The 21,285-nt window shown below is 67.1% G+C and carries 21 protein-coding genes; 14 read left to right on the top strand and 7 right to left on the bottom strand.

Annotated elements, in window-relative coordinates; genetic code table 11:
* Positions 1–46 precede the first annotated feature (46 nt).
* From RLN94_RS10050 to RLN94_RS09985, 14 genes are all read left to right on the top strand, one after another.
* The gene (locus RLN94_RS10050) at positions 47–1,327 is read left to right on the top strand and encodes a class-III pyridoxal-phosphate-dependent aminotransferase (protein ID WP_350131318.1); all 1,281 of its coding nucleotides are present in this window, start codon (positions 47–49) and stop codon (positions 1,325–1,327) included.
* Positions 1,324–2,862, top strand: coding sequence for an aldehyde dehydrogenase family protein (locus RLN94_RS10045; RefSeq protein ID WP_350158550.1), 1,539 nt, complete (start codon positions 1,324–1,326; stop codon positions 2,860–2,862). Before RLN94_RS10050 ends, RLN94_RS10045 begins: the two co-directional genes overlap by 4 nt.
* Positions 2,859–3,470 (top strand): BMC domain-containing protein, encoded by a 612-nt coding sequence (locus tag RLN94_RS10040; protein WP_350131322.1) that lies wholly within the window; start codon positions 2,859–2,861, stop codon positions 3,468–3,470. The genes RLN94_RS10045 and RLN94_RS10040 overlap by 4 nt, the downstream gene beginning before the upstream one ends.
* Complete coding sequence (locus RLN94_RS10035) at positions 3,470–3,904, top strand: hypothetical protein (RefSeq protein WP_350131324.1); 435 nt, start codon at positions 3,470–3,472, stop codon at positions 3,902–3,904. The genes RLN94_RS10040 and RLN94_RS10035 overlap by 1 nt, the downstream gene beginning before the upstream one ends.
* Positions 3,901–4,143 carry a EutN/CcmL family microcompartment protein gene (locus RLN94_RS10030; protein ID WP_350131326.1) on the top strand — a complete coding sequence of 81 codons (243 nt, stop codon included), beginning with the start codon at positions 3,901–3,903 and terminating at the stop codon, positions 4,141–4,143. Before RLN94_RS10035 ends, RLN94_RS10030 begins: the two co-directional genes overlap by 4 nt.
* Before the next feature lie 25 nt (positions 4,144–4,168).
* Positions 4,169–4,456 carry a BMC domain-containing protein gene (locus RLN94_RS10025; protein ID WP_152491589.1) on the top strand — a complete coding sequence of 96 codons (288 nt, stop codon included), beginning with the start codon at positions 4,169–4,171 and terminating at the stop codon, positions 4,454–4,456.
* A 31-nt stretch (positions 4,457–4,487) separates the two neighbouring features.
* Positions 4,488–5,117: a microcompartment protein gene (locus RLN94_RS10020; RefSeq protein ID WP_350131329.1), complete on the top strand. Its 630-nt coding sequence runs from the start codon at positions 4,488–4,490 to the stop codon at positions 5,115–5,117.
* A 44-nt stretch (positions 5,118–5,161) separates the two neighbouring features.
* Complete coding sequence (locus RLN94_RS10015; protein ID WP_350131331.1) at positions 5,162–6,304, top strand: ABC transporter substrate-binding protein; 1,143 nt, start codon at positions 5,162–5,164, stop codon at positions 6,302–6,304.
* A 68-nt stretch (positions 6,305–6,372) separates the two neighbouring features.
* Complete coding sequence (locus tag RLN94_RS10010; protein ID WP_350131332.1) at positions 6,373–7,446, top strand: ABC transporter ATP-binding protein; 1,074 nt, start codon at positions 6,373–6,375, stop codon at positions 7,444–7,446.
* Positions 7,443–8,297, top strand: a complete 855-nt coding sequence (locus RLN94_RS10005) for an ABC transporter permease (RefSeq protein WP_350131334.1) — start codon at positions 7,443–7,445, stop codon at positions 8,295–8,297. Before RLN94_RS10010 ends, RLN94_RS10005 begins: the two co-directional genes overlap by 4 nt.
* Positions 8,297–9,109, top strand: coding sequence for an ABC transporter permease (locus RLN94_RS10000; RefSeq protein ID WP_350131336.1), 813 nt, complete (start codon positions 8,297–8,299; stop codon positions 9,107–9,109). The genes RLN94_RS10005 and RLN94_RS10000 overlap by 1 nt, the downstream gene beginning before the upstream one ends.
* Positions 9,110–9,143: 34 nt before the next feature.
* Positions 9,144–9,914, top strand: coding sequence for a 3-oxoacyl-ACP reductase FabG (gene fabG, locus RLN94_RS09995; RefSeq protein WP_350131338.1), 771 nt, complete (start codon positions 9,144–9,146; stop codon positions 9,912–9,914).
* Positions 9,915–9,942: 28 nt separating this feature from the next.
* Positions 9,943–10,950 carry a phosphotransferase enzyme family protein gene (locus RLN94_RS09990; protein ID WP_350131339.1) on the top strand — a complete coding sequence of 336 codons (1,008 nt, stop codon included), beginning with the start codon at positions 9,943–9,945 and terminating at the stop codon, positions 10,948–10,950.
* Positions 10,951–10,971: 21 nt separating this feature from the next.
* Entirely contained in the window at positions 10,972–11,649 is a 678-nt protein-coding gene (locus RLN94_RS09985; protein ID WP_350131341.1) for a cysteine hydrolase family protein, read from the top strand.
* A gap of 5 nt (positions 11,650–11,654) precedes the next feature.
* On the opposite strand, the gene RLN94_RS09980 is transcribed toward RLN94_RS09985, so the two are convergent.
* From RLN94_RS09980 to RLN94_RS09950, 7 genes are all read right to left on the bottom strand, one after another.
* On the bottom strand, positions 11,655–12,785 hold the full coding sequence (locus tag RLN94_RS09980; RefSeq protein ID WP_350131343.1) for a hypothetical protein: 1,131 nt from the start codon (positions 12,783–12,785) through the stop codon (positions 11,655–11,657).
* Positions 12,772–17,706 carry a carboxypeptidase-like regulatory domain-containing protein gene (locus RLN94_RS09975; RefSeq protein WP_350131344.1) on the bottom strand — a complete coding sequence of 1,645 codons (4,935 nt, stop codon included), beginning with the start codon at positions 17,704–17,706 and terminating at the stop codon, positions 12,772–12,774. The genes RLN94_RS09980 and RLN94_RS09975 overlap by 14 nt, the downstream gene beginning before the upstream one ends.
* A 49-nt stretch (positions 17,707–17,755) precedes the next feature.
* Entirely contained in the window at positions 17,756–18,781 is a 1,026-nt protein-coding gene (locus RLN94_RS09970; protein ID WP_350131346.1) for a hypothetical protein, read from the bottom strand.
* Between the two features lie 51 nt (positions 18,782–18,832).
* A complete protein-coding gene (locus tag RLN94_RS09965; RefSeq protein WP_350131348.1) occupies positions 18,833–19,384 on the bottom strand; it encodes a hypothetical protein in 552 nt (183 codons plus the stop codon).
* Positions 19,363–19,863, bottom strand: coding sequence for a hypothetical protein (locus tag RLN94_RS09960; RefSeq protein ID WP_350131350.1), 501 nt, complete (start codon positions 19,861–19,863; stop codon positions 19,363–19,365). The genes RLN94_RS09965 and RLN94_RS09960 overlap by 22 nt, the downstream gene beginning before the upstream one ends.
* Positions 19,864–19,910: 47 nt before the next feature.
* A complete protein-coding gene (locus RLN94_RS09955) occupies positions 19,911–20,384 on the bottom strand; it encodes a hypothetical protein (protein WP_350131352.1) in 474 nt (157 codons plus the stop codon).
* A 166-nt stretch (positions 20,385–20,550) separates the two neighbouring features.
* Positions 20,551–21,225 (bottom strand): GntR family transcriptional regulator, encoded by a 675-nt coding sequence (locus RLN94_RS09950; protein WP_350131354.1) that lies wholly within the window; start codon positions 21,223–21,225, stop codon positions 20,551–20,553.
* Positions 21,226–21,285 lie beyond the last annotated feature (60 nt).

Below are 21,285 nucleotides of genomic sequence, written 5' to 3'. Positions count from 1 at the left end.
CGTTAATTTCCTGCTAATCTTCCGGTGATCTGCAAAGGGGAATCGCGTGTTCAACTACGGTTACTTCTCCTTCGACTCGAAGGAAGATCTGCTGAAAAAGGCCGCGGAATACTGGAATCCCGGCAAGGTCAGCTTCTGGACAGAGGCCGGCACGCCGATGGTCATCGACCGTCGCGAGGGGTATTTCCTCTACGACATGTCCGGCAAGCGCCTGATCGACCTGCACCTCAACGGCGGCACCTACAATTTCGGCCACCGCCACCCGGAACTGGTCGAGGTGCTGAAATCCGGGCTCGACTATTTCGACATGGGCAACCACTGGTTTCCCTCCGTCGCCCGCGCGGCCTTTGCCGAGAAGCTGGTCAACACCGCGCCCCACATGAAATACGCGATCTTCGGATCCGGCGGCGCCGAGGCCGTGGAAATCGCCCTGAAAACGGCACGTTACGCCACAAAGCGGCGCAAGATCGTGTCGATCATCAAGGGCTATCACGGCCATTCCGGCCTATCCGTCGCCACCGGCGACGAACGCTTCTCCAAGATCTTCCTTTCGGACAAGCCCGACGAGTTCCTCCAGGTCCCCTTCAACGACATCGACGCGCTCGAGCAGGTGCTCAAGAACCGCGACGTGGCCGGCTTCATCGTTGAGACCATCCCCGCCACCTACGGCTTTCCCATGCCCGATGACGGCTACCTCAAGGCCTGCCAGGACCTCTGCCGCAAATACGGCACCAAGTTCATCGCCGACGAGGTCCAGACCGGCCTGATGCGCACCGGCGTCATGTGGGGCTGGCAGGGCTACGGCGTCACCCCCGACATGTTCGTCTGCGGCAAGGGGCTGGGCGGCGGCATCTACCCGATCAGCGCGTGCCTCACGACCGAGGAGTGCGGCCAGTGGCTGGTCGAGGACGGCGCGGCCCATATCTCCACCTCCGGCGGCGCCGAGCTGGGCTGCCTCGTCGGCCATCACGTGATGGAGATGCTGCAACGCCCCGAGGTCGTCTCGAACATCCATTTCGTGTCCGAATTCTTCGCGCAAGCCATGGCCGAGATGATGGAGCGCCACAGCGACATCTTCGTCGGCGTCCGCCAGCGCGGTGTGGTGCTGGGGCTGGAATTCGACCACCCCGAAGGCGCCGTCGCCGTCTCCCGCGCGCTTTATGAAAACGGCGTCTGGGCGATCTTCTCCTCGCTCGACAAGCGGGTGCTGCAATTCAAGCCCGGCGTCGTGCTCGACGTCGACACCTGCCAGGAAATCATGGACCGGTTCGACGCCGCCATGCCCCGCGCCCGGCAACTTCTCAAGACCATGAGGCGCGCGGCATGACCGAACACGCGACGTTTGACGCCCCCCGCCTCGCCGTTCCCGATCGCGAGCTGTCCCGTGCCCGCATGAAAGTGGGCCGTGCCGCATGGGCCGCGCGCTATTACAAGGATTTCAGCCGCGAGGCCGTCCTCGCCATCGCCGAGGCCGTGGCGAAGGCCGGCCACGACAAGGCCGCGCAATTCGCCGATGAAGCGGTGTCGGAAACCGGCTTCGGCGTGGTCGAACACAAGACCATCAAGAACAAGCTCTGCACCCACGAACTGCTCGACTACTACCGCGACCTCGACCTCGTCACCCCCCGCGTGAACGAGGCCGCCAAGATCATCGAACTGCCCAAACCGGCGGGCGTGGTCTTTGCGCTGGCCCCCGCCACGAACCCGGTCGCCACCGTGTATTACAAGGCGATGCTGGCCATCCTCAGCCGCAACGCCATCGTCCTCAGCCCGCACCCGGCGGCCAGGAAAGTCTCCGCCGCAGCCGCCCAGCACCTCGCGCAGGCGGCCGAGGCGGCGGGCGCCCCCGCGGGCCTCATACAGTGCGTCGAAGACCCTTCGATCCCGCTGGTGCAGGACATCATGTCCTCCGACCGCATCAACGTCATCCTCGCCACCGGCGGCACCGCCATGGTCCGCGCGGCCTATTCCTCGGGCAACCCGGCGATGGGCGTGGGGCCGGGCAACGCGGTTGCCTATATCGACCCTTCCGCCAAGGTCGACGCCGCCGCCCGCTGCCTCGTCGAAAGCAAGGCGTTCGACAACTCGGTGCTCTGCACCAATGAAAGCGTGGCCCTGACGCTGGAGTCGAACCGCGGCAACATGGAGCGCGCCCTGCGCTCTGCCGGCGCGCATGTATGCAACGAGGCCGACACCGACCGCCTGCGCGATTATCTCTTTACCGACAAGGGCTTCAACCTCGAGGCCGTCGGCAAAAGCGCCACCTGGATCGCCGAACGCGCGGGTCTGCGGGTGAACCCCTCGACCAAGGTTCTCGTGCCGGTCGTCGCCACCCCGGGGCAGGATGACCTGCTCTTCCGCGAGAAGCTCTGCCCGGTGCTGACCCTGACGGCGGCCACCGATTTCCAGCAGGCGCTGACCTTCGCCAAGCACACCGCGCGCCGCGGGGCAGGGCACTCTGCCGCCTTCCATGGCGAGGACAACGACCGCCTCGTCGCCTTCTCCCAAGGCGTGCCGGTCTACCGCGTCGTCGTCAACGCGCCCTGTTCGCAAGGCGCGGCGGGCTTCGCCACCCACCTGCCGCCCTCCTTCACCATCGGCACGGGCTTCGCCGGCCGCTCCTCCATCGGCGAGAACCTCGGGCCCCAGCACCTCGTGCAGTGGACCCGCATCGCCTATGCCAAGGACCTGCCCGCCAACCTCGCCGGCATCGACCTCTCCGCCGTCTCTTCCGGCCACGCGGCCCCCAAACCCGCCGCCCCGCCGCCCGACCCGGCGCAATCCTCCGGCGATGTCAGCCGCGACGAACTCCGCCGCCTGATCCTCGAAGAACTCCGCAGCCTGAAGGGGGGCGATGCATGACCGAACTCCGCGCCTCGATCTTCATCGACCAGCTTCAGCCGCAGACCCTGGCCTACATCTCCACCTGGATGCGCGGCACCCTGCCGCGCCTGCGCATGGCCGCCCAGATCGTCGAGATCGCGCCGGGCCTCGATGTCGAGGCCCTGACCGACACCGTGCTCAAAAGCGCCGATGTCCATGCGGGCCTTCTGGTAGTCGAACGCCAGTTCGGCACGCTGCAATTCCATTCCCGCTCCACGGCGGAAGTCCATTCCGGCGCCGCCGCCATCCTCGAGGCGCTGGGCAAGACGGCCAACGACGTGGCCCCGCCCAAGATCCTCGCCTCCAAGCTCGTCACCAATGTCGACGACCAGCACGCGTTCCTGATGAACCGCAACAAGCTGGGCTCGATGGTGCTGGGCGGCGACAGCATCTACCTGCTCGAATGCCAGTCGGCGGCCTATGCCATCCTCGCCTGCAACGAGGCCGAGAAGGAAGCCGACGTCAAGCTCATCGACATGCGCATGATCGGCGCCAACGGCCGGCTCTACCTTGCCGGCACCGAGGCCGACGTGCGCAACGCCAGAAACGCGGCCGAAGGCGCGTTACGTGATGCAGGAGCGTCGTGATGTCAGCCCTCCGGGACGAGATTCGCGCCATCCTGCGCGAGGAAATCGCTGCGCTGCGCTCCGAGGCGGGGCAGGGCGCGCCGGCCACGGAACAGGTGCGCATCACCTCGGGCGCCGACCTGACGCGCTTTGCCCAGGACCTCCTGCAACGCGCCTCCGAGCCGGGCTTCGCCGAGCGTGTGGCGCGGGGCGATCTGGTCTTCGAGCTGACTACGCCACCGCCGGCACCCACGGCGCCCTCCATGCCGATCGTCACCGGCCCGGCCCGCAAGGCCCCGGAACGGCTGGAAAAATCGCTGATCACCGAGCGCGACATCAACGCGCTCGCCCCCTCCGCCCGCAGCCTGCGCATCGGGCCGGCCAGCCGGCTCACCCCGCTGGCGCGGGACGAGGCGCGCCGCCGCGGCATCCGGATCGAAAGGGATAAGACATGATACAAGCCCGCGTCATCGGAAAGGTCTGGTCGACCCGCCGCGTGCCCTCGCTGCCGCGCGGGGCGCTGCTCGAGGTCGAGACCGACGGCGGCGGCAAGCTGATCGCCTTCGACCCGCTGGGCTGCGACACGGGCGAGACCGTGCTGGTCACCCAAGGGTCGGTCGCCGCCGGCTACTTCCAGGGCCAGACCGTGCCCGTGGACGCGCTGATCATCGGCTCCATCGACGAAACCAAGTAACAGTCAACCATGAAGGAACACACCCATGGCTAATCTCGCAATCGGAATGATCGAAACCAAAGGCTACGTGCCCGCGCTTTCCGCGGCCGACGCCATGGTCAAGGCCGCGAACGTCGAAATCGTCGCCCGCAACGAAGTCGGCGGCGGTCTCGTCTCCGTCGTCGTCAAGGGCGACGTGGGCGCCGTCAAGGCCGCGACCGAAGCCGGCGCCGAGGCCGCAAGCCAGGTCGGCGAAGTGACCGCGGTGCACGTCATCCCGCGCCCGCATGCCGATCTCGGCAAGCATTTCTCGGCCGCGGCCGTTTCCAAGTAACCGCACCACCGCAGGGGGACCGGACCGGATCATGACAGAGCTTCGCGTATATCTTCCGATCGAAGATCTGCAGCCGCAATTCGCGGCTTACCTCTCCTCCCCCCTGCGGGCGCGGGCCTACCCGCCCTTCCGCGGGCAGAACTCGCTGATCATCGAGGTGGCCCCGGCGCTCAGCATCCACCGCATCGCCGACCTCGCGCTCAAGGTGGCGCCCGACATGGAGCCGGGCATCCTCTTCACCGAGCGCCAGTTCGGCCTGCTGGAGCTGCACGCCGACGACATGAAGGACCTCGACGCCGCCGGCAAGGCGATCCTCAAGGGCATCGGCGCGAAGGCCACCGATCAGCTGGCGCCGAAGGTCCTCTACCACGACATCATCGAGGATCTCTCCGACCAGCACGCGATCATCCTCAACCGCTCGCGCGACGGCTCGATCCTCGTGCCGGGCGTGGCGCTGCTGATTTACGAGATGACGCCGGCGCTTTTCGCCTGCGTCGCGGCCAACGAGGCCGAGAAGGCCGCGCCCGACGCGGTGATCAACGATGTGCAAATGATGGGCGCCACGGGCAGAATTTTCATGTCCGGCACCCTCGAGGACATGCAAACGGCTAGAGATAAAATCACTCAGACGCTAGAAAAAATAAAAGGCCGCTCCGCCTGAACGGGGCGCAAAACAACCAAACCAACCAACCGGAGGTAACAAAAATGACCAACAGATTTTCCAGAAGACAATTCGTCGGCCGCTCCGCCGCCCTTGCAGGCCTCGCCGCCGCGGGCCCGCTGAGCCCCGCCTTCGCGGCCCGCAGCGACCGCATGAACATCCTGTGCTGGGAAGGCTACAACTCGGACGAGGTGCTCGGGCCGTTCCGCGAGGCGCACCCCGATGCCACCGTCCGCGCCGAAAGCGGCACCTCCGACCCGGACATGATCAACAAGCTCCGCGCCGGGGAAACCTCGGTCTGGGACCTGATCAACGTCAACCAGCCCTGGGCGCGCGACCGGCTCTATCCCGAGGGGCTGATCAAGCCGCTCAACAAGGACCGCTTCATGCCGTATTTCGACAAGATGCTGCCGTCCTTCAAGAACCCGCCCTACGAGCTGTCCTTCGCCGATGATGGCGAACTGATCGGCATGCCCCAGCGCTACGGCCCGTTCAGCTTCGTGGTCAACACCGATGTCATCAGCCAGGAAACCGCCGAGGACCAGGGCTGGAACCTGTTCCTCGATCCGGACATGCAGGGCCGCTACGGCGTTCTGACCTATGACAACTGGAACGTCATGCACATGTGCCTGACCGCCGGCCTCAACCCGTTCGAACCGATCGAAGGCGAGGATGTCGAGAAGTTCCGCGAAACCGCCAAGACGATCTTCGGCGGCGCCAAGCTGATGACTGACGATCTGGTGGCGATGAACACTGCGCTCATCAACGGCGAGATCGACGCCTACTTCACCGGCGGCACCTACACCGCATCGCCCGCCCGCTATGACGGGGCGACCAACGTGCGCGGCATCACGCCCCGCTCGGGCCCGGTCGACGGCAAGGGCGGCGTGGTCTGGATCGAGCTGACCTCGCTGGTCAACAACCCCGATCCCAGCGACCTCGCGCAGGAGTTCCTCGAATTCGTGCAGCAGCCGGAAATCTCCAAGGCCGTCGCCTTCACCGAGGGCACCTACAACCCGGTCAGCCAGATGGGCGACGAGGCGGTGATGGCGCTGTTCGACGAGGAAGAGCTGGACGCGATCCAGATGGACACCCTCGCCGAGGAGATGGAGCGCTCGCTCGATTACCAGGTGGTCGCCTCCTACGACACGCTGATCGACATCTACACCGAAGAACGTCGGTCGTGATCCGGCCGGTCCCGGCGCCACCCGCGCCGGGGCCATCCGCCAGAAATTCCAGTTTCCAAGGGTCAAGCATGGATTCCTCGCCATTCCTGCGCCTGCGCGGCGTCGTGAAATCATTCGGAACGTTCACCGCACTCGACCGGATCGACCTCGATATCAACGAGGGCGAATTCTTCACGATCGTCGGCCCCTCGGGCAGCGGCAAGTCGACCCTGATCCGCCTGCTGGTGGGGATGGACGACCTGACCTCGGGCGAAATCCGCCTGCGCGACAAACGCATCGACGACACGCCCGCCAACCTGCGGCCGACCTGCATGGTGTTCCAGTCGCTGGCGCTCTTCCCGCACATGACCGTGGGCCAGAACATCGAGTTTCCGCTGAAGCTCCGCAAGGAGGCGCCCGACCGCCGCAAGGCTCGCGCGCTCGAATTGCTCGACCTCCTGCGCCTGCCGCAAAGCTATTACGACAAGCGCATCTCGCAATGCTCCGGCGGCGAGAAGCAGCGCGTGGCACTGGCCCGCGCGCTGGCCTTCGACCCCGAGATCCTGTTCTTCGACGAACCCCTCTCGGCGCTCGACTACCGCCTGCGCAAGACGCTAGAGAAAGAGCTGAAAGACCTGCACGCCCGCACCGGCAAGACCTTCGTCTACATCACCCACTCGCTGGAAGAGGCGATGGTCATGTCCGACCGCATCGCCATCATGAAGGAAGGCCGGATCGAGCAGATCTCCGAGGCCGACGAGATCTACGGCGCCCCGGTCAGCCGCTTCGTGGCCGAGTTCATGGGCGAGGTGAACCTCTTCGGCGTCACCGCCGGCGGCGACGGCACCGTCACCAGCGACGTGCTCACCGTCCGGCCCGGGGCCACGCTGGCCAAGGCGCCCTCGGGCGCACGCGGCCTGCTGATGGTCCGCCCCGAATACGTCCGCTTCGCCGATGACGGCGCGGGCTTCGACTTCTCCCTGACCGGCACCCTGCACGGCGAATACGCGCTCGGCTCCCGCATCCAGTACGAGATCGAGACCGCCGCCGGCATGGTCACCGTCGAGAAGCTGCGCGAGGACCGCCGCGCCGTCGCCGAGGGCGAACAGCTCACCGTCGGCTTCAACGCCGCCAACACCCATTTCATCGACGAGGCCGCATGAAGACCCTCGACCGCAGACTGGGGCTCCTGTCGGCCCTGCCGGTGACCCTGCTGATGGTGCTGGCCTTCCTTGCGCCGCTGGCCGTGGTGGCGATCTTCTCGATCATGCCGCCCAAGGTCTTCTCGCTGGCCAACACGCCCGATTTCTCGGCCTACGCGGTGTTCTTCAAACAGGGCTACTACAAGTCGCTCCTGTGGTCGCTCGGCATGGCGCTGGCCTCGACCGTCATCCTGCTGATCGTCTGCTGGCCGCTCGCCTACGCCATGGCCAAGATCTTCAAGCGCTTCACCATCGTGCTGACCATCGCCATCATCATGAGCCTGTTCGTGTCGGAAAACATCCGCCTCTTCGGCTGGGTGCTGACCCTGATGAAGGGCGGGCTGATCGAGGGACATTTCCGCGCCCTCACGGGCATCGGCTTCGACAGCCCGCTCTACGGCGTGCCGATCATCGTCTTCGGGCTGATCTATGTCTACCTGCCCTTCATGCTCTTCCCGCTGGCACAGGGCATCTCCATGGTTCCCGACGATACCCGACAGGCCGCCTACGATCTCGGCGCCACCCGCTGGCAGGTGCTCTGGCAGATCGAGATCCCGCTCGCCGCGCCCGGCATCGTCGTGGGCTCCCTGCTCAGCTTCGTGCTGGCAGCCGGCGCGCTGGCGGAATCCAAGATCCTCGGCGGGCAGGCGGTCATCGCCATCGCCGACGACATCGAAACCGCCTTCACCTTCGGCCAGAACTGGCCGCTCGGCTCGGCGCTCTCGATGATCCTCATCGTCATCATCGGCACGCTGGCGCTGTTCGGCGTCTCCAAGGTCGACCTCGACGCCATCATGGGAAGGAAACGCTGATGAATGCCAGCCGCCTGACCCGGACCGTCCTGTTCATCTACGGCATTCTGATGATTGCCTTCCTCTACCTGCCGCTTGTCTCGGTGGGCTTCGCCTCTGTGTCGCGGGCGCGCTACCTCAGCTTCCCGATCAAGCGCTATTCCACCAAGTGGTACGGCGAGGCGCTGGAAAGCAGCACGGTCAGCGAGCTGCTGCTGACCTCGCTGTCGGTCGCGCTGCTGGTCACCGTGATCGCGCTGGTCTTCGCCTTCTTCGGCGCGCTGGCCTTCGCCCGTTACCAGTGGCGCTTCCGGAATACCTTCCAGAAGCTCATCCTGCTGCCCATCTTCTTCCCGCAGACCGTGCTGGGGCTTGCCCTGCTGATGTGGTTCAACTCGCTGGGCATCATTCCCACGTGGAAGACCGCCGTCGTCGCCCACCTCGTCTGGATCACGCCGATCGCCACGCTGATCGTCGCCATCCGCGCCTATAGCTTCGACCCCGCGCTCGAGGAAGCCGCCCGCGACATGGGCGCCGGCACCTTCACCGTCCTGCGCGAGATCACCTTGCCGCTGCTCATGCCCGGCATCGTCTCGGCGGGCCTCTTCGCCTTCCTGCTCAGCTGGGGCAACTTCCCGCTGTCGCTCTTCACCACGGGGGCCGACTCGACCCTGCCGGAATGGCTCTATGCCAAGATGGTCTCGGGCTACTCGCCCTTGGTGCCCACGCTTGGCATCATGTCGGTCGTCGGTTCCTTCCTGCTGATCCTCTTCGCGGTCGCGGTGGTCTGGCTCATGCGGGCAAACAAAGAGGCCAGAACGGCCCAAGACTAAACCAAGAAAAGACAACCAACACGGAGGAAACACCATGCTTACGTCACTCAAGGGCAAAAGCGTCATCGTCACCGGCGGCTCCAAGGGCATCGGCCGCGGCATCGCCACGGTCTTCGCCCGCCAGGGCGCCAAGGTCACCCTTGCGGCCCGGAACGAGGCCGACCTGAAGAAGGCCGCCAGCGAGATGGAGGGCGACGTGCGCACCGAGGTCTGCGACGTCTCCGACTGGGACTCGGTCAAGAAGATGATCGACAGCACCGCCGAGGCACAGGGCGGCCTGCACGTGCTCTGCGCCAATGCCGGCGCCTTCCCGCAGACCAAGATGGTCGACATGGACCCCTCCGAATGGGACCAGGTGATGGCCACCAACCTGCGCTCCTCCTTCCTTTGCGTGAAGGCGGCGATCCCGCATTTCGAGAAGGCCGGCAAGGGCCGCGTCGTCATCACCTCCTCGATCACCGGGCCGCACACCGGCTTCCCCGGCTGGTCGCATTACGGCGCCTCCAAGTCCGGTCAGTTGGGCTTCATCAAGACCGCCGCGATGGAACTGTCGCGCTACAACACCACCATCAACGCGGTCATGCCGGGCAACATCTACACCGAAGGGCTTCAGGACCTCGGCGAGGACTACCTTGCCACCATGGCCGCCTCGATCCCGCTCAAGCGGCTGGGCGATGTTGAGGATATCGGCAACGCTGCCCTGTTCTTCGCCTCCGACGAGGCCGGTTACATCACCGGCCAGCAGATCGTCATTGACGGCGGCCAGATCCTGCCTGAATCGCTCGAGGCGATGGAAGAAATCTGACCACCACGACAGCCGAAGGAGGATCGCGATGTCAGGATCGGACATGCCGCTGGAGGAGTTGCTGCGCCATCTCGAAGGGCTGGCGCAGGAGTCGCTGTCGCTGTGGGACGTGCCCGAAGGCGCCACGGCGCGGCTGATCAACGTCTCCGAGAACGCGACCTACCTCGTGGAAGCGCCGGGCGGCTACAAGTCCGTCCTGCGCATTCACCGCGAGAACTACCATTCCCACCGCGCCATCGAATGCGAACTTGCCTGGCTCGAGGCGCTCGACCGTGACGGCGTGGTCACCACCCCCGGTTACTACACCGGCAAGAACGGCGACCCCATCCAGCAGGGCCGCACCGAGGGGCTGGCCGACCCGCGCTACATGGTGCTCTTCCACTTCGTCGAGGGCTCCGAACCGGATGAAAGCGGCGACATGACCGACGGGTTCGAGGAGCTGGGCACCATCGCCGCGCGCTGCCATGACCACGTGCTGAACTGGCAGAAGCCCGACGGGTTCGAGCGGCTGACATGGGATGCCTCCGCCGTCTTCGGGCCCAACGCCACCTGGGGCGACTGGCGCGACGCGCCGGAAGTGACGCCCGAGGTGGCCGGGGTGCTGGAAAAGGTGCAGCAGACCATCTGCGACCGGCTCGACGCTTTCGGCAAGGCCCCCGACCGCTTCAACCTGATCCACGCCGACATGCGGCTCGCCAACCTGCTGGTCGACGCCAACGGCACACGCCTGATCGACTTCGACGATTGCGGCTGGGGCTGGTTCCTCTACGACTTCGCCGCCGCCATCAGCTTCATCGAGGACGATCCCCGCATCCCCGCCATGCGCGAAGCCTGGGTGCGCGGCTACCGCTCGGTCCGCCCGATGAGCGCGGCGGAAGAGGCCGAGATCGACACCTTTATCATGCTCCGCCGCATGGCGCTTCTGGCCTGGATCGGCAGCCATATCGAGGCGCCCGAACCCCAGGAACTGGCCCCCGGCTTCGCCGCCACCACCGCGCGGCTGGGCCAGGCCTACATGGACAGGATCGGCGCGTAGCCAACCGGGAAAGGGCCGGAAATGAGCGACTGGAACTGGAAAACCGCCTTCCGCAGTTTCTACTACGAAACCGCCGAGGAACCGGATGACATCACCCTCGACCCGGCCAGCACCGCGCTCCTCGTGATCGACATCCAGAACACCTATCTCGAACCGCCCGAGGACGACACCGAGGCCCGCCGCTGGCAGCCCTTCTTCGACCGGATGAACGATATCGTCATCCCCAACAACGCCCGGCTCATCGACTGGGCGCGCAAGGAAGGGCTCGAGGTCATGTTCGCCCGCATCGCCTGCCAGACACAGGACGGCCGCGACCGCTCGCTCAGCCAGAAGAAGCCGGGCTTCAACTACCTCCTCCTGCCCAAGGACCGCGACGACAGCCAGCTCGTCGATGCCCTCGCGCCCCAGGGCGATGAGATCGTCGTCACCAAGACCACCGACAGCGCGCTCACCGGCACCAACCTGCGGCTGATGCTGCACAATATCGGCATCCGCCACGTCATCGTCGCCGGCATCTTCACCGATCAATGCGTCAGCTCGACCGTCCGCTCGCTGGCCGACGAAAGCTTCGAGGTGCTGGTGGTCCACGACGCCTGCGCCGCCGCCACCGACGACCTTCACGAACGCGAGCTCGAGATCATCAACATGATCTACTGCCAAGTGGTCGGCATGGACGATCTCCCCGGCTTCCTCGCCTGACGCCGCTACTCGACCGTCGCCCGGATCACCACCTCGCCCGTGGCACCTGCCGGTAGGGCGGCTCCGTCAAGGCTGACCCGGCACCGCCCCCCGCCACAGCCTTGCCCGGCCACCGGCGTCGACAGCCCGAACCCCGGCCCCCCGGCATCGAAACCCTCCATCCGTGCTGCCCGAAAGACAAGGTTGTCGTCCAGCTCGTCCGCCAGCGTCAGGTCACCCGCCGTGCCGCCGCCGGTATTCGTCACCCGGATCCGGTACTCGATACAGGCCCCCGGCACCGCCGCCTCGGCCCCGCCGGGCGCGGGCGCGCCGAAATCGCCACAGGCCTGCGGCGTTTCCGAGATCACCTCCTGCGTCTTGGTGGCCTCCAGGTTGGCGGCCAGCGCCACGCAGAAATCGATATCCGACAGCGCGATCGCCTGCGCCTGCGGGTTGGGGGAGGGGGCATAGAGACCGTTCGTATATTCCAGCCGAACCGACGTCACCGGCGCCCCGAACCGCACCATCACGTTGCCCGCGTCCGAGCCCGCATCGGCATTCTCGCCATAGCCCACCACCTGGTTCGACGCCAGCGGCGAGCCGAGGTAGACCGTCGCCCGCGACGAGGTGTTCTGCCCCGCCGAAACATGCGGCGAGCGCAGCGTGGGCATCACCGTTTTCCCATCCTCCGACACGCCGGTGATGGTCACACCGTCCCGAAACCCCCGCTGGAAGAACAGGTAGGGCAGGAAATCCACGTCGAAGATGTCGAAGGCCAGCCCGTCCACCGCCACGGCGAAATCGAACGTCACGGTCACCGACTGGTTGTTGCTGCCGAAATCGGCCTGCATCGCCAGCGACTCGTACCCGCCGCCCCGGCCGCCGGTGAACTCCGAGCCGACCGCCGGATACCCGTTTTCCAGCCGGTTGGTCGAGCCGGTGAAACTGACCTTGACCGGCTCGGTCGGCCCGTCGCCCTTCGCATTCACCCGGCCCGCCTGAACCGTGCCCGATAGGCCGCCGCGCTTCCAGCCCGTCGCTGACCAGTCCACCCGCAACGCCTCGCCCCCCGCGCCGCAGGCCTGCGCCAGCGCCCCGGCAGGCAGGCCAAGCGCCGCCACCAGAACCAGCCCCTGCACCGCCTCAGAAAATCTCATTGAAATTCTCCTGGTCGATCTTGAACCGGAACTGCACGAATGCCCCCTCGTTGGTGTACCCGTTCTCGCTGAAATCCTCGTCGCGGAAGCCGGTGAAATTGTAGCCGATCGACAGCCAGCCATTCTTGAACGGCGTCAGCCCCACCGAAACCCCGGCCGAGAAATCGGTGGTCTCGCTCTCGGCCGACCACAGCGCCGCGCCATGCAGGCCGATATCGAACTTCTCGGTCAGGTCATGCCGGTACTCGCCCCCCACCAGCATCAGGAAATCCGTCACCGTCTCGCCGTCGAAGGACTGCTCGATATATTTCAGCCCGTGCCGCGCGGTCACCTCGTTCCGCTCGTCAAGCTCCTCGGTATAAAGCAGCGAATTGACCACCCGCGTCTCGTCGACGATCTCGTCGCGCTCGCGGATCACCTCGAACTGCTCCAGCAGCACGATCGGCCGGTCGTCCGGCCGCCAGGCCGAGCTGAACCGGATCTCGTGGTCCAGTTCCCGCGTGCCGTCCTCGCGCAGTGCGCGATAGAAATTCGCATAAGCCCCGATCGACAGGTTCGCGGTCAGCGGTGTCGTGGCCCGCGCCTGAAGGCGGAAATGGTCATTCTCGTCGGTATAGCCCAGCTCGGTATCGACCGAGGCCTTCCACGCCTCCGTCACCCGCTCGAACCCGGCGCGGTAGACCACGAACCCCTCCGACAGGCGCGGGTTGGTCAGCCCGGCGCGCTGCAGCGGCCCGCTATCCTCGAGGTTGCCGGCCAGCGAATCCTGCGCCTCGACGCCAAGATAGCCGGTGGAATACTCGCTCATGTCCAGGTCCTGCCGAAGGCCCACATGCCCCACCGTCTGCACGTTCCTCCGGGTCATCGCGTTGACCAGCCCGCCCGTCAGCACCGCGCCCTCCCAGACCTCGTAATCCGCCCCCGCCGACAGGATATCGACCCGGAAATCCCGCCCCAGCGCCACCTCGTTCGTGCCCCACAGGGTCAGCCTGTCGCTAACATCGTATTGCAGCGTCAGCGTGCCCCGGTCGGCTTCGGCCAGCCCGCCTTCCTCCCACAGGCTCACCTCCTGTCCCGCGGCCATGCGGAACCGGCCGTCCTCGCTTTCATAGGTCAACCGGCCAACGGCCTTCAGCACCCGCCCGTCCGGCGCGCCGGGGGCGTTCCGCCGCTCGGCAAAGCGCAGCCCGATGCCGCGCGTCCGCCGGTTCTCCTCGCGCAGCACCAGCCCCTCGGCCAGCGTCAGCGTCTCGCGCGTGTCGACATTGTGCTCGGTCCGCGCGCTCGCCTCGAAGCGCAGGATATCGGTCTGCGTCTCGCCGTCCTCGTCCTCCGTGCTGCGGTCGGCCAGAACCACGCTCGCGGTCAGCCCGGCGCTGTTGATCGTCTGCGGCCCCTCGACGATATTCTCGATCCCGAAGCCGGTGCTTTCCGTCCGGACATAGGCATCGACCACGCTCGCCCCGTCATCATAGCGCAGCGTGACCTCCGCGGCATGGGCCTCGCGCCCGGCCTTCAGCACGTTCGACGCGTCCTGCTGCGACATCGCTACCTCGGCCCCGAAGGTCAGCGTGTCGCTCACCCGGTATTCCGCATCGACCCCCAGAAGGCGGCCCGCCCCGTCGGTATCGGCAATGTCATCCTCGTGCACCAGGGTCAGCCCCGCCCGCAACCGGTCGTTCACCTGAACATCGTAGCGCCCGCCAAGGATGAACCCGCTCCTCCGGTCGGTCTCGGTCTCGTAGGTCACCACGATGGTGTTGGGGTCCAGCTCCGGCGTGCGCGACAGGATCGGCGCGGAGAAGAAGATCCGCCCGTCCACGTAGTCGATCGTGTAATCCGACCCCCGGCGCAGCTCGACCCGGTTGATCACCCGCGACGGGTCGTTCCGGGCCGTGGTCTCGATCACGATGGTTTCCGAGTTCGGCAGGATATCCGACCGGCGCAGGTCGAACGGCCCCGACGTGCCGTCGGCCGCGAACCGGTCCTCGGCAAAGCCGAGGCTGGTCTCGGCGGCGAACAGCGTCAGCCGCTGCCGCTCGTCCTCGAAGATCGCGCGCCCGCCGGTCAGCCGCCGTGTATACTCGGCCAGACGGTCACTGCCGATCCCGGTGTCGAAATCGCCATAGAGCAGGTCGACCCCCTCCCGCTCGAGGTGCAGGTAAAGCGGGCTGCGGCTGCTGGCGGCATCCCCCTCGCGGCTCTCGTCGCCATAAACGATGTAGTCGCGGTCGGGATCCTCGGCGAAGAAATCCCGTTCGTCGGGGTCGATGGCGCTGTCATAGCGCAGCGTCAGAAGCCAGTCGTCCTTCACCACCCCCTCGGCATAGATCGCCGCCCGCCCGTCGATCGCCACGTCGCCGAAGGACAGGATGCGCCGGTCACCGGGGTCGGCCATGGCATCGGCCACCCTTTCCCCCGCCAGCGTCCCCTCGGCCAGCCCCACAACCGTCCACGGCCGCTCGGCCGCCGAAATACGCGCCGTCGCGGTGGGCCGCTCCTCGGCCCCCTCGAGGGCGAACCGCGCCAGCCCCGACCGCCGGCTGGGGGCCAGCCGCATCCGGAAATACCCGTCCGGGTCCACCGTCGCGGTGGTGCGCTGCATCGGCTCGGCGCCCTGCTGCGTGTCATGCATCCGCTCGTCGGCGGCAAAGGCGAAGGGGCGGGCCACCGACACCGTGACGATGGCGCCGGGATGCAGCGGCGTGCCCTCCGCATCCGTCGCCCGGAACACCACCCTCGGCCGGCTCCGCCCGTCGGTCGTCAGGTCCGACATCTCCTCCACCACCTCCAGCCCGGCGGGCGTGTCGGCGAAGCGGATGCGCCGCGTCTCCTCCTTCACCACGTTGCCGTTGGCATCCCGCAGCACCAGCCGCAGCCGGTTCACCCCGCCCTCCAGCTCGGCCCCGCGCCAGATTTCGAGGAACGTCTCGCCATCCGCCCCGGCAATCGCCGGGCGCCGGTACAGCTCCGGCACCGGCTCGCCGTTGAGGATCAGCTCCGTCCGCTGCCCCTTGGCCCGCACGATTGCCGCGGACAGGCTGCGCGTCGGCGGCAGGTGATTGTCCGGCGGATAGGCGATGCCCACCCGCCGCGGCGCGGCGTCCAGCCAGTCCACATCATAGGCCTCGATCCCCGGCGGCGCGGCGATCTCCGGCTCCGGCGGCTCGGCGATCCCGGTCTCGCGGATGTAGAACCGCACGTTCCGCACGAACCCTTCCCGCGTCTCCACGAAGATCGACTCCGCCGACCCCGCCCGCCGCGTGTTGTTGCGGCACAATACCGGCTCGTACCCGCGCGGCAGTGTCAGCGGATCGACCGCCAGCACATGCGTGCCCTGCACGATCCCCCGAAAGGTGAACCGCCCGCGCGCGTCAGTCTCGGCAAACCGCCCGTTGGCCAGCATGACCCGTATGCCCGACAGGTCCCGCTCCGCCCGGCGCGGCGGACCACAGCCCACCTGCACCTGGCCCAGCACGGCGCTCTCGTCCCGCTCGAAGGCCGGCACGATCTCCAGCCGGTGCGAGGCGGACAGCGTGGCGAAATCGTCGCCCGACGCGGTCGAGCGCGAGGTCAGAATGCCCCTGTCCGGTGCCGCGGGCGTGACCCGGGCCAGGTAGGTGATGCGCCGCCGCTCGCCCTGCAACAGCGTCAGGTCCTCGACCATAAGGTCACGCCCGTCCGCCGAGATCTCCAGCCGCCCCGGCGCCCGCTGCCCGTCGATCCGGAACGACTCGCGCACAAGGTTCAGCCCCCGCGGCAGCCGGTCCTCCAGGTCGACCTCCGTATCCCCCGGCACCGACGCGCCGATCGTCACCGTGAACCGCAGCGCCTCGCCCGCCTCCGCCTCGTCGGTCGACCCCGTCCGCGTGAGATCCAGCATCGCCGCCCCGTCGAGCGGGATGTCGTACAGCAGCGTCTGCCCCGGCGCGATCTCGAACGGTTCCATATAGGACGCCCCCGACACCCGCGCCTCGGGGTTGACCGTGTTGCCGATCTGCTCGGGCGTCAGCCGGCTGGGCGCGACATAGCCGTCGGGCGGCTCGAGAACGAACAGGTAGCGCCCGGGCTCGACATAGGGAAACCGGTAGCCGCCCGGCGCGAAATCATAGCTCTGCCCCGAGGCATCGCTGGGCCGCCCGCCGCTGGTCACGGTCGAGGGGAAGGGCGACACCAGGTCCTCGCCATAAACATCGGCCACCGCCCCGGTCTCGGCATTGACGATGGTGATCTGCGCCCCGTCCAGCGCCGTGCCGCTGCGGCTGTCGAAGACCCGCCCGGTGGGCGAGACCGGCCCGACCGTGACACTGTTCTCGAACCGCCGTTCGGGAAACCGCTCGTTGGTGGAGCGCGCGATCAGCCGCGAATTCTCGCGCGTGGCCAGTCGCCCGTCCGCCTGACGGCCCAGGTCGGGGCAGGCGCACAGCCCCCCGGCAAACACCCCGGTATCCGCGCCGGTCTCGTGAATCCGCAGCACCTCGGTATCGCCGCTCACCGAATCCTGCACCTCCACCAATGCGGTATTGCGCCGGCCCGGGTCGCTGTTGACCAGCGGGTCCTCTAGCACGAAGAACACCTTCTCCCCGGCCCGCACCCGGCCGGTTCGGGCCAGCCTGCTGAGCGCCGGTTCTGCCGGCCCCGGCGTGTCGGCATCCGGCACCGGCTGGAACGGACCATCCGCCCGCGCCGTGGTGGAATATTCCGGCGTCGCGACCTCGTACTCGACGGTCTCGGCCTCGGCGGCCGACACGCGGTAGGCCGACAACTCCCCCGGCACGTCGGGCGCGACCACCATGATGGTGCTTTCAGCCTCGATCGGGGGAATGCCGCCCGTGCCGAACTCGATCACCGCGCGGTTGGTGATCTCTCCGCCGGGCGGGGTCTGTTCAGGCGTCTGGGCCTGCGGGGCGCCCGCAAGCATCACAAGGGCCGTCGCCGCTATCCGGAACGGTGCAGGGCATCTCGGCATGTCAATCCACGGTGGCGCGTATCCGCACGAAGGCCGAATTGCCCGGCGCAAGCGTGGCGATCGCCCCGCTGATCATCGCCCCCTCGACATCGAGCTCATCGAACCCGTTATTGACCGCGACGCTGTCGAAGGTCACCCCCTCGGGCAGGGTGTCGTTGAACTGCAGGAAGGTCGCCGGGCTGCTGGCCTCGGGCGCATTGCTGAGCGTGATCGTGTATTCGATGCAGGCGCCGGGAATGAACGCCTCGGCCTCCGGCTCGGGCGTGCCGCCGGAACAGGAGAAGTCGCCCGAGCGGTTCTCGGACACCACCACCACGTCCTTGGCGGCGGTCAGTTGCGGCGCCAGCACCTGGTAGCTCGTCTCGCTCTGCACGACGCCATCCTCGCCCTCGTCGGCATAGACGATATCCACCGCCCCCAGCCCCTGGCCGCGCACGGCGCCCTGCGTCCCGCTGCCATTCGGCGTCAGCGGCACGGCACTCACCTCGAACGAGGTCAGCGCGCCATCGCCCGCGCTGCGCGGGATGGTCGCCCGGATCGCGATGATCCGCGATCCGTCTGCCGGGATCGGCCCGGTCGAGACCACGCCGCTCGGGTCATAGGCCACCGGCGTGCCGCCGGGCTCGTCCAGCAGGAACACCGAATAGGTGCCTTCCTCGCCGCCCACCGCGGGGTCGAGCGTCAGGCCAAGCTGGTCCGCCACCGCCGCGACATCGATGTCGAACGGCACCGCCGCGTTGCCGGTGTTGGTCAGGATCAGCCGGATCTCCTGCGCCGCCGCGCCCGGTTCGACATTCACCGTCCCGCCCTCGTCGAGCGAGGCGAAGGTGAAGGACAGCCGCTGGTCCACGGTAAAGCTCGCCTCGGCGACCGCCTCCTGCGTGATCGTGTCGCCGCCGGTGTCGTAACTCAGCGTCATGTCGTTCGAGACGATCTCGCCCGGCGGGGCGCCGGCGGCAAGGGCGGGCTGGGCAAGGGCGCTCAGGATCGCGGCCGCCGAAAGCAGAAAGCGGGTGTCGCGTGGCATGGGGTCCTCCGGCTTGTCTTCGGTCTGGTCGGCGGGTCGGTCAGGTGGGGTTCAGTTGACGGTCGCGCGGATGCGGACGCTCGCGGTCGCGCCGGGGGGCAGGGCGGCCAGCTCGGCCGTGACCGTGCCGCCGGCCTCGTTGACCGTGTCGAACCCGGTATTCGCGGCGATGCCGGCAAAGGTGATGCCCTCGGGCAGCTCGTCGGTGATGGTCACGTTGACGGCGTCGCTGCTGGCCTCGTCGGCATTGCTGACGCTGATCACGTATTCGACGCAGGCGCCCGGCACGGCGGCCTCGGCCCCGCTTTCCGCAGCACCCCCGCCACAGTCGAAATCGCCCGTCAGGTTCTCCGACACCACGGCGGCGGTCTTGTCCGCGCTCAATTGCGGCGCCTGGATCACGTATTGCTCGGTCGCCTGTTCGGTGCCGTCCTCGCCGGGGTCGGTGAAGATCGTGTCGATGCCCTGAAGGCCCTGGCCGGTCACCTCGGTCGTGACCGTGTTGGTGCCCGCGTTGAGCGCCGTGGCGGTCACGTCGAACGTATCCGTCGCCGCGTCGCTTGCGTCGCCCGGCACATGCGCTACGATCTTGACGAAGCGCACCGCGTCGGCCGGCAGGTCGCCGATCGTCGTGGTGCCGTCATGGTCATAGACCGCATCCTCCGGCGCGAGATCCGATTCCGTGCCGACATAGACCGAGTAGGTCCCCGGCTCGCCACCCCCGCGGGGTCATGGGTCAGCCCGATATCCCCGGCGCGCGCCACGTCGATGTCATAGCCCGAGGCATCGTTGCCCTCGTTCTCCAGCCGGAACACCATCACCTGCTCGGCGGCGCCCTGGTCGGCCAGCACGGTGCCGCCCGCATCCTGGCCCTGGAAGCTGAAGTCGACCTTGCGGTCGACCACGAACTCGACGCTCGCCGCGTCGTCCTGGGTGATCGTGGTGCCGCCGCTCGAATACGAGATGCTGACGGTGCTCGACACGCTGGTGCCGGGTTCGGTGCCGGCGGCCAGTGCGGCGCCGCCGGTGACGGAGAGGAGCGTTGCGACAGCAAGCGCTCGGGTCAGGTGAGTGAGTGGCATGTTCGGTTCCTGGGCTCGTTTTCAGGCGGGCGCGGGGCCGGGGCGTGTCAGCGGACGACGGCGTCGTACTCGACCGCGATCGTGCTTTCGGCGGCGATCTCTTCTATCTCGATGCGCATATGCGTGAGGTCAGTGGGCTGCGCCTGCCGCTCGGTGCCGCCCTCTTCGACGGACAGCTCCGAGAACTCGGCGAAATTCTCCCCGCCATCGGCCGAGAAGACCACGCCGATATCCGTTTCCGACGACACCGTTTCGGGGTCGATGGCAAGGCTCTCGTCCAGCGGCAGCGACAACCCGATCGAGGTGGCGGGCACCGGGTCGGTATTCTCCAGCTCGATGCGGTAGATCAGCGGCTCGCCCGGCACGGCGGTCTCGACCGGCTGAAGCTCCCGCTCTCCCTCCTCGGTTTCCACTTCCCGGACCACTTCGATCGAAACGCTGGTTTCCGCCATCGCGGGCTGGATCGGCAGGGCAATTACTGCGGCAAGCAGGAAGGCCGGTACTGGGCTGAACTGAACCACGTGTCCTCCATTTCTGTCGGGCACCGCCGGGTGACGGCGATTCATCGTTACCCCTTCATGGCTCTCATCCGAATGTGGAGAGATTGTGGCGCCGCGCAACTTTCGGCAGAAACTTGCACGGACCGGCACGCCGAGACATCCGGTCCCGCCAGCCCGCACGCCACGGCTACCCCGTCGCGTCGCCCTCGCTGAGCGTCGCAGAGATCACCTTGTAAGCGCTCTCGATATCTTCCCGCAGGGCCGCCACCGCCGTCTCACCGTCGCCATTCTGCAACGCTTCGAACATTTTCCGGTGCTGGCGGTTCGACACCCGGTAATGGCCGTGCCGGTGCAGCAGGTGGAAATGCGGGTTGATGCGCAGCCAGATATTGCTGATCAGCTGCAGCAGCAGCGGAGAGGCGGCCTGCCGGTAGATGGTGAAGTGAAAGTCGTGATTCGACCGGATGAAATCCTTCACCCGGTCCGACCTCTCGGCCTCCTCCATCTTCTCCAGCACCGTTTCCAGCGCGCCCAGGAACGCCTTGTCGACATTCCCTGCGGCCCAGCGCACCGCCGTCGCCTCGATCTCCAGCCGCACCCGCAGCATGTCGTCCAGCTCCTCGAGGCCCAGCCGCGGCACCCCGATCGACCGGCCCGACACCACCGTCAGCGCCCCCAGCGCCATCAGCCGCGAGATCGCATCGCGCACCGGCATCGGGCTGACGTCGAGCGCCTTGGCGATGCTGGCCACCGTCACCGATTCGCCGGGCGCAAGCTGCCCTTCGAGGATCAGGTCGCACAGCCGGGCATGCACGATCGACTGCAATGTCTCGCGTTTGACCGGGGCAAGGCTTTCGAACATGGAACACACCCTGTTTTGACCGCAGAGAAGTAACGCCTTCTGCAGGGCATTAAAACATGT

Origin of the sequence: Roseovarius sp., assembly GCF_040223625.1 — a bacterium.
GTDB lineage: Bacteria > Pseudomonadota > Alphaproteobacteria > Rhodobacterales > Rhodobacteraceae > Roseovarius.
Note: the sequence above shows the minus strand (reverse complement) of the source record. Positions and strands in the feature narration are given on the sequence as shown.

What these genes read in the sequence shown, in the direction of transcription:
- RLN94_RS10030 (WP_350131326.1), top strand. Translation starts at nt 3,901, where the DNA reads ATGATACAAGCCCGCGTCATCGGAAAGGTCTGGTCGACCCGCCGCGTG.
- RLN94_RS10000 (WP_350131336.1), top strand. Translation starts at nt 8,297, where the DNA reads ATGAATGCCAGCCGCCTGACCCGGACCGTCCTGTTCATCTACGGCATT.
- RLN94_RS09970 (WP_350131346.1), bottom strand. Translation starts at nt 18,781, where the DNA reads ATGCCACGCGACACCCGCTTTCTGCTTTCGGCGGCCGCGATCCTGAGC.
- fabG (WP_350131338.1), top strand. Translation starts at nt 9,144, where the DNA reads ATGCTTACGTCACTCAAGGGCAAAAGCGTCATCGTCACCGGCGGCTCC.
- RLN94_RS10015 (WP_350131331.1), top strand. Translation starts at nt 5,162, where the DNA reads ATGACCAACAGATTTTCCAGAAGACAATTCGTCGGCCGCTCCGCCGCC.
- RLN94_RS10010 (WP_350131332.1), top strand. Translation starts at nt 6,373, where the DNA reads ATGGATTCCTCGCCATTCCTGCGCCTGCGCGGCGTCGTGAAATCATTC.
- RLN94_RS09950 (WP_350131354.1), bottom strand. Translation starts at nt 21,225, where the DNA reads ATGTTCGAAAGCCTTGCCCCGGTCAAACGCGAGACATTGCAGTCGATC.
- RLN94_RS10020 (WP_350131329.1), top strand. Translation starts at nt 4,488, where the DNA reads ATGACAGAGCTTCGCGTATATCTTCCGATCGAAGATCTGCAGCCGCAA.
- RLN94_RS09980 (WP_350131343.1), bottom strand. Translation starts at nt 12,785, where the DNA reads ATGAGATTTTCTGAGGCGGTGCAGGGGCTGGTTCTGGTGGCGGCGCTT.
- RLN94_RS10035 (WP_350131324.1), top strand. Translation starts at nt 3,470, where the DNA reads ATGTCAGCCCTCCGGGACGAGATTCGCGCCATCCTGCGCGAGGAAATC.
- RLN94_RS10025 (WP_152491589.1), top strand. Translation starts at nt 4,169, where the DNA reads ATGGCTAATCTCGCAATCGGAATGATCGAAACCAAAGGCTACGTGCCC.
- RLN94_RS10045 (WP_350158550.1), top strand. Translation starts at nt 1,324, where the DNA reads ATGACCGAACACGCGACGTTTGACGCCCCCCGCCTCGCCGTTCCCGAT.
- RLN94_RS10040 (WP_350131322.1), top strand. Translation starts at nt 2,859, where the DNA reads ATGACCGAACTCCGCGCCTCGATCTTCATCGACCAGCTTCAGCCGCAG.
- RLN94_RS09975 (WP_350131344.1), bottom strand. Translation starts at nt 17,706, where the DNA reads ATGCTTGCGGGCGCCCCGCAGGCCCAGACGCCTGAACAGACCCCGCCC.
- RLN94_RS10005 (WP_350131334.1), top strand. Translation starts at nt 7,443, where the DNA reads ATGAAGACCCTCGACCGCAGACTGGGGCTCCTGTCGGCCCTGCCGGTG.
- RLN94_RS09960 (WP_350131350.1), bottom strand. Translation starts at nt 19,863, where the DNA reads ATGCCACTCACTCACCTGACCCGAGCGCTTGCTGTCGCAACGCTCCTC.
- RLN94_RS09985 (WP_350131341.1), top strand. Translation starts at nt 10,972, where the DNA reads ATGAGCGACTGGAACTGGAAAACCGCCTTCCGCAGTTTCTACTACGAA.
- RLN94_RS09990 (WP_350131339.1), top strand. Translation starts at nt 9,943, where the DNA reads ATGTCAGGATCGGACATGCCGCTGGAGGAGTTGCTGCGCCATCTCGAA.